A 13,233-nucleotide genomic window follows, 5' to 3' on the forward strand; every position below is an offset into this window, starting at 1 on the left:
ATCCTGCTACCTAGCCAGCACCTACATTCAAACCGGTGCGACCACTGGCGAATAAGCCCTAAACAGACGGTATTGCGCTCACCGATAAAACAGACAGGATTGACATGTCGATCGACATGCTATTACATGTCGAATGACATGTAAAGAGAGGCTATTGACATATCTCAGCATAATTATTGATTTCATAACACCAAGAGACAGCAAGAAAATGAGTAACGACTTTAACGAAGCACGCAAACAAGCCCTACAGTTTTTGGCAGATAACCCGGATATTGAGATCATAGAAGTGCTATTTACTGATCTTAATGGGGCCTTACGGGGTAAATGGCTACCAGCCAATAAACTTGAAAGCGTTTTTAATTGGGGCGATTTTAAAATGCCACTCACCACAACAACCCCGGATATATGGGGCCGGGATGTGGCAGCACTCTGCGCCAGTACCGGCGATGGCGACGGTCTTTGTAGCCCCATTATAAGCAGCCTCAAACGCCTGCCATGGACCGAACGGCCCACCGCGCAACTGTTTCTGCAAATGCATGGTGAAGACGGTAGCCCTTGGGGTTTTGATCCACGGGTAGTACTAAAAAACGTCGTCGCTAAATACCAGACTTTAGGCTTGCGACCGGTTACCGCCCCCGAGTTGGAATTCCACTTACTGCTGGAACAACGTGACGCCATGGGTGTTCCGCAACTTCCGGATAGCCGCTGCAATGGCAAAACCAAAATAGCCGGCCAACTCTATAGTATCGATATGATGCAGGAACAGGCAGCACTGCTGCACGAAATACGCGAAGCTGCACAGACCATGGAGCTGCCGCTGGATGGACTGCTCAAGGAACTAGGACCGGGCCAGTACGAGCTGAACCTTTACCATCTGGATGACCCATTGCAAGTGGCCGACAATATGCAGCTGATCAAACGATTGATTAAGGGCATGGCAAAAAAGCACGGCTATATCGCCTCTTTTATGGCAAAACCCTTCGCGGACCAGGAAGGTAACGGCCTGCACTGCCATACCAGCCTGCTGGATAAAAACGGCCACAACCTGTTTGATAACAACGACGAACAGGGCACCGATGTACTGCGCCACGCGGTGGCGGGACTGGCTGAAACCATGGCGGAAAGCATGCTGATTTTTGCGCCTCATTTAAATTCCTACCGACGCTTTACCGCAGGTAGCCATATTTCGCTGGCACCGACCTGGGGTTATGAAAACCGTGCGGCCGCGCTGCGCATTCCCAATGGTAATACCAGGGCGCGACGGATAGAACACCGCGTCGCCGGTGCTGACGCCAACCCTTACTTAATGCTGGCAGTCATTTTAGCCGGCATCATTCACGGTATCAGCAACCAGCTAACAGCCCAGCCGCCGATAAATGACAATAGCCAACCCCCTGAACCCAGCCTGCCGAATAACTGGCACTCTGCGTTAGCGCTTTTTCAACACTCTGATTTTATCAAGCAGCAGCTGGGCACAGACTTCCACCGGGCTTTCTGCGCCGTCAAGCAGGCAGAGCAAGCCGAGTTTGCCCGTGCTATCAGTCCCTTTGAATACGATAGCTATCTGGTGATGGCATAGCGTTTATGGGAATTGCAGCTTGACATGTCAATCGACTTGAATGAACATGTCGAGTGACATGTAGTCGATTGACATGCAAGGCTATGGCTGGAGAGCTAATAATGACAAACAAAGTAACACGCCGGGATTTTCTAAACGGTATGGCGATTGGCGCCACGGGTATACTGCTGCAGTCCTGTGGTGGTGCGTCCGACCCTTCGGCAAACTTTCCCCTCCCTGCGGCCACCCAATTCAGCCCGCCAGATGCCGGTGTTTACTACCCCCCTACCCTCACCGGTATGCGAGGCAGTCATAAAGGTTCCTATGAAGTCGCCCACGCTCTGGCCTGGCGTGGTGAAAAACCGGACCACTATAAGGCGCTGGACGAGCACTATGATCTGGTCGTCGTGGGTGCTGGTATGAGCGGTCTGGCGGCTGCCCACTACTACCGGAAAAAGATGGGCCCCGAGGCACGTATTCTGCTGCTGGATAATCATGACGACTTTGGTGGCCACGCCAAGCGCAATGAATTTCACCACGAAGGGCGAATGATGCTCAGCCTCGGCGGCGCCCAGAATTTGGAAAACCCTGACAACTATAGCGATACCGCCGGCGCACTGCTAAACGATATAGGTATTGATGCCGACTTTACTGCGTCCATGAATAAACAGACACCAAAAGACTTTGCACTGGTCGGCAATTTCGAGGCGAATGTCAGTGTTGCGCTGCCCAGTGAAGACGGCCACGTCACCGCGGGTGGTCAATGGATGAAATCTATTTTTGGCGCGGACGGTTATGAAGAAACCCTACGCGCACTGCCCTTGGCCGTTGCCGAACAGGACAAGTTAATCGCCTTTTTTAGCGGCGACCATGATTTTCTGGACGAACTCTCACTGAGCGAAAAATGGGACTATGTCAACACCGTCAGCTATAACCAGTTTCTGGTGGAACGGGTTGGCCTAGCGAAAGAAACCCTGCCGCTAACCAATGTTGTCATGCGCCATACCAGTGGTTTCACTGGCTGGAATCTCACCGTAGTGGAAGCCTTTGCCAATGGCGCTCCAGGTATACAGTCGATGGGATGGCTGGGCAAAATGACAGCCTCACTGAGCCTGCGTTTTATGGATAGCATCATCGATGCGCAGATGTTCCCTGATGGCAATGCCTCTGTCGCCAGACTGCTGGTACAAAAGCTGATTCCCGAGGTGGCACCTGATATGAAGGGCGTCGAGGATGTCGCTATTGCCCGCTTTGACTACAGCGCCCTGGATCCTGACAGCTCGACGGGCAATAAACCTGACACCCGAATCAGACTCAACAGCACGGTAGTCGGTGTGCGCGAAACCCATGGCGATCAAGTAGAAGTCGACTATGTCCAACAGGGGACCGCACTACGTATCACCGCTGATCACTGCGTACTGGCCTGCTATAACGCCCTGATACCCAGACTATGCCCGCAGTTGCCTGAGCAGCAGAAAGAGGCATTGCTGTACGGGGTAAAAGTCCCCTTTGTTTATGCCAATGTCCTGCTGGAAAACGGCCGAGCCTTTTCCAAGCTGGACTCCACAATGGTCTATTGCCCCAATGATCCGTTCCAGTGGGTTAGCGCAGCACCCACCATGACCACCGGAGGCTACCAGCCACCGCGCACACCGGAAGATCCTATGGCGGTGTTTATGATGCACGCCCCCACCCCTGAGCCGTCAGAACAACAAACCGGTCGAGACGTATTGCGGGTGGGCCGGGGCAAAGTCTACGCAACGCCCTTCTCCCGCTACGAACAAAACATCCGCGAGCAGTTACAGTCACTACTGGGCAAACACGGCTTCAACCACGAAACCGATATCCGCGCGATTACGGTTAATCGTATTCCCCACGGCTATGCCTATGCCTATTTGTCACTCGATGACCCGGAATGGCCAGAAGGACAAGCACCCCATGAAATTGGCAGAAAGCCGTTCGGGCGTATTTCCATTGCTAACAGCGACTCCCAAGCACTCGCGCTAATGGATGCGGCATTTGATGCAGCCTGGCGAGCAGTGGAAGAACAAACGGCCTGACATAGGCCAACGTAGAAAAGTCATTGCCAGGAAGAACATGCGGGGCGTAAGGCCCTGCTTTTTATCGACCAAGATTTTTCCTGGTTTAATTTTCTGTGCGAGGCTTGGCTGAAAGTTAGTCTAAGGCAAATGTAAACATTTGATCATTAGGAGTTAAGGTGAACAATAACGAAACAATCGCTGCGAATACTTCGGATTTAGACACTCTGTTTAAAAATCAACGGGCGGCCCAGCTAAAAGATCCCTACCCATCACTTGCGCTTAGGCGCGATAGAATTAGCCGCTTGATTGATATGCTGGTTTGCCATGAGAAACCCTTAGTCGAAGCGGTGAATACGGATTTTGAAAATCGATCCGCCTTGATGACCAGGGCTTATGACATTATGCCGACACTGGAGAACCTCAAGCACGTTCATAAACATATTAAACGCTGGATGAAACCTGACAAGCGCAACAGTCGATTTCCATTAGGGCTGTTGGGTGCTAAATCAAAAGTTGAATATATGCCGCTAGGTATCGTCGGGAATATTTCTCCCTGGAATTTTCCCGTGCAACTGGCTTTATCCCCGATGGCGGATATCTTTGGCGCAGGCAATCGAATTATGCTGAAACCTTCAGAGCTTAGCCCCCATACCTCAGAGGTGATGGCACAGATCATTGCTGGCAGCTTTGATGAAACCGAGCTTGGGGTGGTATTGGGAGGCCCTGAGGTGGCCGCCGAATTCTCCAGCTTACATTTTGATCATCTGCTGTTTACCGGATCCACCAATATTGCACGTCGAGTTGCTCAATCCACCGCGCACAACCTGGTACCGATGACATTGGAGTTGGGCGGAAAGAATCCGGTGGTTATCTCCTCCACAGCAGATATTAAGCTGGCAGCTGAAAAAGTGATGTGGGCAAAAACATTGAATGGCGGTCAAATTTGCCTGTGCCCGGATACGGTGTTTATCCCCGAAAACTTGCTGGAAAGTTTTGTCGCCGAGTGTCAGGCAAGCGTTAAAAAAATGTACGCCGATATTGCCCAAACTGAAGAATATACGCATATTATTACCCAGAGACATGCCGACCGACTCACAGAGATGGTAGCCGAGGCTAAAGGGGATGGTGCTCGGGTTATTCCCTTATTTGATGAAGCAAGGGGTGATAAAGCAAGCCGTGGGCGTCGGGTGTTGCCTTCGTTGATTGTCAATGCCGATGCTAATAGTCGCGTCATGCAAGAGGAAGTGTTTGGTGCTCTGTTACCGATAATGACTTATTCAAACCTGCAAGAAGTGGTTGACTATATTAACGAACGGCCCAGACCACTGGCCCTGTATTATTTTGGCCGCAGTGACCAGGAGATAGCAACACTAACTTATCAGACAGTCTCTGGCGGCATGGTAGTGAATGATATGTTTGCGCATATCTTACAGTCAGACCTGCCCTTCGGCGGTGTCGGCGATAGCGGCATGGGGGCTTATCACGGCTTTGATGGCTTTAAAAACTTCAGTCATGCCAAAGCTATTTATCATCAGTCGAGACTGGACCCTCTTAAATTACTTCGTCCGCCTTACGGAAAATTAATTGAGAAGGTTGTTAGTAGTCAGATAAAGCGATAAATAGGAGGTTTAACGCCGAAAGAAGTGGCGGCCAACCTGGGAACGAGCTGTGCCGGGTTGGTATTTTATGCTTTCTTTCAGGGGCGTCAAAATGCAGGGAGGACGACTACATTTTAGGCATGCCAACGGCAAACTATCGCCAATCACCCCGGTTTAGTATATTCTTTGCTGCAATAACAGCCCTATCCTATGCGCCGGAAAGCCAAAACAAGATGCCCAAGCCAAAAACACAAAAGCTAGCCTCTCGACTAGCACAACAAATTGCTAAAGACATCTTTGAAGAGGGCTTGGAAACGGGGTCACCACTCGGTAAAGAGCCGGAGCTGCTTAAAAAATACAAGGTAAGCCGCGACTCATTTCGCGAAGCTGTTCGAATTCTTGAATGGCAAGGTATCGCCAAATCAGTAAGAGGCCCCAAAGGTGGCTTGCAAGTTGGGTCTCCGGCATCGGGTGCTATTTCCAATTTACTGCGTGATTACCTGCAACTGGCAGACACCCCCACTAAAGACCTGTTAGAAGCCAGCCGTGTCTTGAATGCCTTAACCATTAAAATATTATCTTCAACACTGGATAGCGAAGGCAGTGATAAACTGTTTAAGCTGACGGCAGAAAGAAAAGTACTTCATGGCTCGCCGAAAGAAGAACAGCGGGCCTTATGGAATGTTTTTAAAGAGATGGGGCAGCTAACCAACAACCCTGCTCTGGCCATATTTATGGCACCCATTCACGAAGTGCTGACCAGCATGGCGCTAAGTTCCCGTAGAACCAATAAAAAGGATTTTATCACTGAAGGTCAGCAGGTTTGGCGCAATATTCACAAATGTACTGCGGCCATTATCGCAGGCGATGAAGCTACCGCTGTTACTCATATGAACTACTACCTCGACCAAATCGAGCAGTATATGGCCCCTGCGCCCAAACTAGCTTCAACCAAGCGCAAAACAAAAACCAGCTACCCGACCTGGATTAAAGAGAATGACAATAAGTTGGCCCAGTCATTTATGTACCAGTTACACCATGATATTCATGCTAAACAACTGCAGCCCGGAGACCGCATTGGGCAAGAAACCGATCTCATCCCAAAATACGCAGTAAGCCGCTCTATTTTTCGAGAAGCCGTGCGCATGTTAGAAATGATTGGCTTAGTTGAGCAGCGCAAAGGCAGAGAAGGCGGCTTGGTTGTTGCTACGCCAGACTCCAGCGGTATTGTTCCCACCATATCCATCTTTCTTACTCATATGAATTATGATTTTGACAAACTCAATCAGTCAAGATTACCGATTGAAATGAAAGTAGCCCAACTGGCTGCAAAAAAAATCGATGAAAAAAGCGCTAAAGCTCTAACAGAAGCCATCAGCATTGAACAACAAGCCAGCGGCGAAGAATTTATTCCTGCAGCCACCCGTGTGCACACGCTGATAAACCGAATTGCTGATAACCGTGTTTTTTCACTCTATGTAGACGTTATGATGGATGCCAGAGCCTTCAAACTCGAAGAACCGCGCAGAGCCAACAAAGCTATAAAAAATGCCAAAAAAATCAAGGACAGCCATCGCTTACTCGCTAAGGCTATTCTTAATAAAGACCCATCACTGGCAAGCCGAAAAATGATTGAGCATAGAAAACTCATGACTGAACTACAACGGTAAGCCTGACTACATCACTCTCTGACAGGGTGGCTCATCATCCACTGCTGTCCCATAAATTCTACTTATCTTTGGCTTGTCTCTTTGATAGTGCGGCATAGGTCGAGTTAGGTGCTTTCGAGACATGAATTTTAATAAGCTTTGCGCTAACCGTCCGGCAGTGAGTGGATTGTGAGACCGTTAAAATACAGGGAGACCCAAAGCGCTTCGCGGGGCCGGCCCGAATGGCACTGCCTTAAGCTTAAAATGCTGCTGTAGGGTGGATTATAATCCACCAGCCGTTAATGATTTGCAGGCCGATGGTGGAATATATTCCACCCTACAAGGCTACCTTTTAGATCACACATTCTTTGAGCTTTTTTTGAAAAAAGACGTAAAACCCTGCAATGGTGATAAAAGTCGTGAACATGATGCTAGAGCTGTGCTGGGTAGGAGTTTGTGAGACCGTTAAAATACAGGGATGTATTTTATCGAGCGCCGAGCCTGCCCCATGACCGAAGGGAGTGCTTTGGGTACAGGGATGGCTTGCAGCGTGTCGCACAAACTCCTACCCAGCACAGCTCGTTCCAAGCCTATAAAAAACTATGAGGCAGCAGAGGTTCATCACCCTGCCAAAATACCATACACACAACCCTGCACAACCTACCCCCTGCTTCCTGCAATAAAACACTTCAATCATTGCAAAAAACCAATTGAGTATACTATTAACTTGATTATTGAGTATACTGTTAACTGGTTTCGCCAAATAGGTACTGTTTTAATTGGGATTCATACCAAAAAAAGCAAACCTTGTTAGACACCTATAACCATAAGAAATAGCGCTTGACGCTAGAGCCTGGCTAGCACTATGTCTGCCAGCAGCTAACAACAGGACGAAATACTTGACCGAATCAGTGCGCCAAACACCCAAACGGGCAGCCCGTCTAGCGGAAGAAATCACCGCGGATATTATTGCCAACCAACTGCCCCAGGGTCATTATTTGGGCACCGAGCCGGACTTACTGATCAAATACCATATTAGCCGGGACGCCTTCCGTGAAGCTATTCGTATTCTTGAATGGCAAGGAATGGTTCAGTCGATCAGGGGGGCTCGCGGTGGCATTCAGGTTGCCAACCCCAGCCTGGACAATGTCAGCAATATGCTACGGGAATACATCCAACTTAGCGGTGCCTCGTTGCAGGATATTCTTAATACCAGCCGTATTATTAGCCAGTTCGCCATCGAGTTAGAAGTTAAGCAATTAAACGATGACACCAGAAGGGCATTGAATAATCTGCTGGATGAGTACCTGGATTATTCACCGGCACAATGGTCAATGCAGACACTGACAGAGGAGTTGCATAAATACTCACAAATACTGACAGAATTTTCAAAACTGACCAAAAATCCTGTTGTCGCTATCTTTAACAAGCCGCTCAACGAAGTATTAACCAACAGGATAAACTTCAGCCAACTGAGTCAGGAAGAACTACAGCAGGCGTTTTCGTTCGGCTGGAAACTGTATGCCGAGGTCACCCAAGCCATACTGGATGGCGATGCCCAAAAGGCGCTGGAGAAAAGATTTTCTTTCCTCGACAACCTTGAAATACTGATTGAAAAATCCAATAGCAAGAGCTCAGCCAGCGATGAACGGCAAGACTCTATTCCCTACTGGGTCACCGACACCCCGCACAAAAAAGCACAAACGCTGCTTTACCGTATCAAACACCATATTGATAGCGAGCAACTTGAACCGGGCAACACCATTGGACGGGAACCTATACTGATAAAACAATATGGGGTTTCCCGCTCCATTTTTCGGGAAGCCATCAGGCAGCTTGAAATTATCGGGCTGGTGCAGCAACGCAAAGGAAGAAGTGGCGGCCTGATTGTTGCTACCCCGAACTCCAGTGCTATTGTCAGGGCAGCCGTATTGTTTCTGGGTACCACCCACTTCGACTTAAACCAACTACAGCAAGCCAGAGTGGCCATTGAAGTCAAAGCGGTAGAAGTTACCGCCACGGCTATCACCCCGCAGCAAGCGACTATTCTCAAGCAGGCCTTTGAGGCCAGCCAAGCACTCCATGGCTTTGACTATATTCAAGCAGCCCTGGAACTCCACTCACTGATTATTCAATTTTCAGGGAATCAGGTACTAGCCTTATTTATGGATGTACTGGTAGAGTCCAGTATGATCAGGCCGGACGATAATGCGCACATTGAAAAAGTGATTGCCAATATTGAAGTGATTAAAAAAAGCCAACACGCCCTGATGACTTCCATTCTTGCCAGAGACCCGGTCAATGCCGTCAAACAGATGCGATCCCATGGGGAATGGGTGAGCAACATTATCCAGTAAATACTCACCGGGTAAAAATAACTACGTTTTTGGGGTAAGCTGTTGCAGGGAGCCGATAAAAGATTCCAGCAACACCCCAGCTTCTTTGTATTGCTTATTATGACGATAGCTACGCGCAAGATAGGCAACCACTTCAGTGTTAGACGGGTTGAGCTTTTGTGCCTTTTTAAGCACTGCGATGGCTTTCTAAAGCCTCCCTTTTTCTCCAGGCAAACTCCCTTTGCCATTAATAGGAGAAAAGAGCGTGGCCGGGAGGCTAGTGCCCTGACCACCTAGATGACCATACCTTCACTCACTTTCAGCTTTTTGCGTCGTCTGGCGGGTATCGCCAATAACGCAAAAGCAAACAGTGCCGAACCGAATAAATTACCAGCATTGAGAAACCAGGCTTTCTCTACCGTAATGGTGACTTCACTTTCATCACTTACAATACTGTCTTGAAGACCATCATTCACGGTAAGACGAAAGGTATAATCCCCAACCGCTGCGGCATGAAAGCCTGGAGTCTGCGCAGAAGCATTTTGAAAAACACTGTCTGCAACGGTAACTAACTCCGGCACCATTTCGACTTCGCCCACCATCGGCGCCGACACCACCTCCCAGCTATAAGTCAGCTCATCCCCATCAGCATCACTGCTGCCACTACCATCCAACAACTCAACGGGGAATTCACTCCCGGATATAGTCTTCGCGATTGTATAGGTGCCCTCTTTCACATCCGCAATAGCTACAGGCCTTGCATTGGTGATAGCGGTAATAACAAGGCTGTCACTAGCGCTTAGCCCACCATTATCAACGGTTAATGTTGCGGTGTAGCTACCCTCCACATCAGCAGTAAAACTGGCGTCCCTTGCAGCTGCGTTATTCAAGTTGGCAGAAGACCCATCCGGTGAAATCAAAGACCATAAATAGGTAATTACGTCACCACTTACCGTTGCACTTAGATTAACTAACGCCCCTGTCAGCACCTGTTGATCAGAGCCCACAATCACTGACGGCGGTACATTTACTTTAATGGCAGTAGCCTTAATACTGGTTATCACGGCCGGACTATCTTGCAAGTCACTTGCGACCAGAGTCACGGTATAGTCGCCATCCACCAGCATAGAAAATGTGGCAGCCGCACTGTTTGCATTGGTGACGGCAACGTCTCCCTCTGGCCCGGTAACCGTCCAGGCATAAGTCAGCGGATCATCGTCGATATCAGTACTGCCACTGGCATCAAGCTGAACCAATGAACCGGTATCCAACGACGCATCTAATGCTGCAATCACTGCCACAGGTGGGGTGTTATCAGCCAATGTCGCCCTGTCAGCATCTGTCGGATAGAGATCCTCATCGTCACAGACACCGTCACCATCACTATCGATAAACCCAGCTATCACACAGGCCGCTCTATCATCGTTATTAGCGCTAATAACGACAGTATCGTTAGCGGATAACTCACCATCATTAACCGTTAATGTTGCGGTATAATCACCCTCTACATCAGCGGTAAAACTGGGGGTCAGGTCATTCACATCACTTAAGGTGGCGGAAGAGCCTGCCGGTGAACTCAAAGACCATGAATAAGTAAGCACATCACCATTGGCATCGTTAACAACACCACTCAGATCAACCACCACCACTGCTGTGACCTGTTGATCAAGGCCCGCAAACGCTTGCGGCGCCACATTGCCTACCGGAGTAGTAGCCGAAAACCCTACTGTCGCCGCCAGACTGTCCTCCCGATCACTAACGACCAGGGTCGCGGTATAGTCACCATCCGCTGAAATTAAAAAGCTGGCATTGACAGTCGTTGCATTATTGAGGGCAACATCTCCATCAGGCCCTACAACTACCCAGCTATAAGTCATCGGATCATTGTCGACATCACTACTACCACTGGCGTCAAGCTGAACTAATGAACCGGTAAACAACGACGCATCTAATGCTGCAATCACTGCCACAGGTGACGTGTTATCAGCCAATGTCGTCCTGTCTGCATCTGCCGGATAGAGATCCTCATCGTTACAGACACCGTCACCATCGTCATCGGTAAACCCGGCTATCACACAGGCCGCTCTATCATCGACAATAGCGCTAATAACGACAGTATCGTTAGCGGATAACTCACCATCATTAACCGTTAATGTAGCGGTATAATCACCCGCTACATCCGCGGTAAAACTGGGGGTCAGGTCATTCACATCACTTAAGGTGGCGGAAGACCCTGCCGGTAAACTCAAAGACCATGAATAAGTAAGCACATCATCATTGGCATCGTTAACAACACCACTCAGATTAACTATTGCCCCTACCAGAACCTCTTGATCAGGGCCCGCAAGCGCTTGCGGCGCGACATTAAGGGCAGACGGGGCCGTCGCCGATATACCCGCTGTCGCTAGACTGTCTTCCTGGTCGCTAACTAGCAAAGTCACGGTATAGTCACCGTCCACTGGCATAAAAAAGCTGGCACCCGCGCTGTTTTGATTGGTAACGGCAACGTCTCCCTCTGGCCCAGCAACCGTCCAGGCATAAGTCAGCGGATCATTGTCGACATCGCTACTGCCACTGGCGTCAAGCCGAACCAATGAACCGGTAACCAGCGACGCCTCTAGTGCTGCAATCACTGCCACAGGCGGGGTGTTATCATCCAATGTTGCCCTATCAGCATCTTCCGGATAGAGATCTAATGGAACCGCGCCCGCATCGTTACAAATACCGTCGCCATCGCTATCGGTAAATCCAGCACCCACTGCCACACAGGCATCGGCGTTATCGCCAACATCATCACCATCCGTGTCTGCCCACTCTGTATTATCCGCGGGAAAGGCATCGGCAGCATCACTATAACCATCACCATCACTATCAGGCCCGGCAACCACTTTCTCAATCTCAGGGGCGGCTTCTTCCTCAATCACAACATCTGACAGCGCTTCAGTTTCAGCCACCAGCACATTATTAAGCTCCGCTATGGGCGTGCTGGTACCCGGTATAGGCAGTTGCAGTAATTCAGCAGCCGGTTTGCTAAAGGTCGCCTGTAATTGATCGTTAGTGATAGCCGATAATGTTTCAATGGGCTGACCATCTGCCTGACCATCGAGGGCACCATCGGCCAAATCTTCAGCCAAACCTTCAAGCAATTGATCACCAGTTGAATTAGTGTCAAGCGAGTTTAATTCGTTAATCAAAGCTCCCAGTACTTCAATGGCCGTTCTGTACTTCAGTACAAAGCTCGCATCTGAAGCGTCATCTATGACTAAAGGAGCACGCTTGAAAAAATTATCCCCCGGGTTTTCCGGATCCAACAAACCCAGGCCAAAGAAATCCTTTACAACAGCTTCCTGAACACCAAGCTGTCGATTAAAATCGGTCTCAATATCTTCCGCCGACATATCCGTATTATGCTTTGCCAGCTCAATTGTCAGCGACGTTAGTGGCGTTGCATACACTGGCGCCCCTAACTTTAAATTAGACAACTTACCAATGGTTCTCAATACTGGAATAACGGGTGCTGAGTTATTCAACTCAACACCACCAGTAAATTCAATTAGATAGAAGCTTGAAGAGGTTTTGTTGCCCGGTACAACCAAACCGGTAATAGCAGCATTGTCATCCGTGGTTCCGGACGCCACCAGTTCACCTTTCAGGTCCGCCGCACTAACATCCAGAATATAGGCATTAACGGTTGCATTGACCAACGGGCCTTTTACAGCCGCGCCACTAACAGGCACATCAAATGGCCCGGCATCTTCAAAATCACTCACTGTATCGCTGTCGCCACTACTACCACAGCCGGGCAGTATTAACGCGGATAGACAAGTGGCAACTAGCAATAGGGTGTTAAAACCTGAACGGCTCCCGGTATTTTTATTGGTATTTTTCATATTTAGTACCCAGATGGTGAATTATTCACGAACGTCAAAATAAGCTCTGCATAGAGCCAATACAGTATACTATTAAAATAAAATTAAAAAGTATACTATTTAAAGTGCCGGCCAAGCTGGAATGACGTTTATTGTGAATATTCCAGTTAGTTTCTGCCAG

The 13,233-nt window shown here is 49.1% G+C and carries 7 protein-coding genes; 5 read left to right on the plus strand and 2 right to left on the minus strand.

All coding sequences use genetic code 11. From position 1 onward, the window contains the following. Window positions 1-208: 208 nt before the first annotated feature. The 5 genes from BST96_RS02510 (at window position 209) to BST96_RS02530 (ending at window position 9,204) form a co-directional block, all read left to right on the plus strand. Entirely contained in the window at window positions 209-1,579 is a 1,371-nt protein-coding gene (locus BST96_RS02510) for a glutamine synthetase family protein (RefSeq protein WP_085757171.1), read from the plus strand. A 101-nt stretch (window positions 1,580-1,680) separates the two neighbouring features. After that, window positions 1,681-3,618 carry an NAD(P)/FAD-dependent oxidoreductase gene (locus BST96_RS02515; protein WP_085757172.1) on the plus strand — a complete coding sequence of 646 codons (1,938 nt, stop codon included), beginning with the start codon at window positions 1,681-1,683 and terminating at the stop codon, window positions 3,616-3,618. Between the two features lie 158 nt (window positions 3,619-3,776). Next, window positions 3,777-5,219, plus strand: a complete 1,443-nt coding sequence (locus BST96_RS02520; protein ID WP_085757173.1) for a coniferyl aldehyde dehydrogenase — start codon at window positions 3,777-3,779, stop codon at window positions 5,217-5,219. A 212-nt stretch (window positions 5,220-5,431) separates the two neighbouring features. Continuing rightward, entirely contained in the window at window positions 5,432-6,868 is a 1,437-nt protein-coding gene (locus BST96_RS02525; RefSeq protein WP_169713874.1) for a FadR/GntR family transcriptional regulator, read from the plus strand. An 878-nt stretch (window positions 6,869-7,746) separates the two neighbouring features. Continuing rightward, window positions 7,747-9,204: a FadR/GntR family transcriptional regulator gene (locus BST96_RS02530; protein ID WP_085757175.1), complete on the plus strand. Its 1,458-nt coding sequence runs from the start codon at window positions 7,747-7,749 to the stop codon at window positions 9,202-9,204. Between the two features lie 21 nt (window positions 9,205-9,225). Here BST96_RS02530 and BST96_RS20310 read toward each other — a convergent pair whose 3' ends face one another. Both BST96_RS20310 and BST96_RS02535 read right to left on the minus strand, forming a co-directional pair. Then, a complete protein-coding gene (locus BST96_RS20310) occupies window positions 9,226-9,378 on the minus strand; it encodes a hypothetical protein (protein WP_169713875.1) in 153 nt (50 codons plus the stop codon). A 98-nt stretch (window positions 9,379-9,476) separates the two neighbouring features. After that, complete coding sequence (locus BST96_RS02535; protein ID WP_085757176.1) at window positions 9,477-13,073, minus strand: PKD domain-containing protein; 3,597 nt, start codon at window positions 13,071-13,073, stop codon at window positions 9,477-9,479. Between the last annotated feature and the right edge of the window lie 160 nt (window positions 13,074-13,233).

Origin of the sequence: Oceanicoccus sagamiensis (assembly GCF_002117105.1) — a bacterium.
In the GTDB taxonomy this organism is placed as follows: domain Bacteria; phylum Pseudomonadota; class Gammaproteobacteria; order Pseudomonadales; family Dasaniaceae; genus Oceanicoccus; species Oceanicoccus sagamiensis.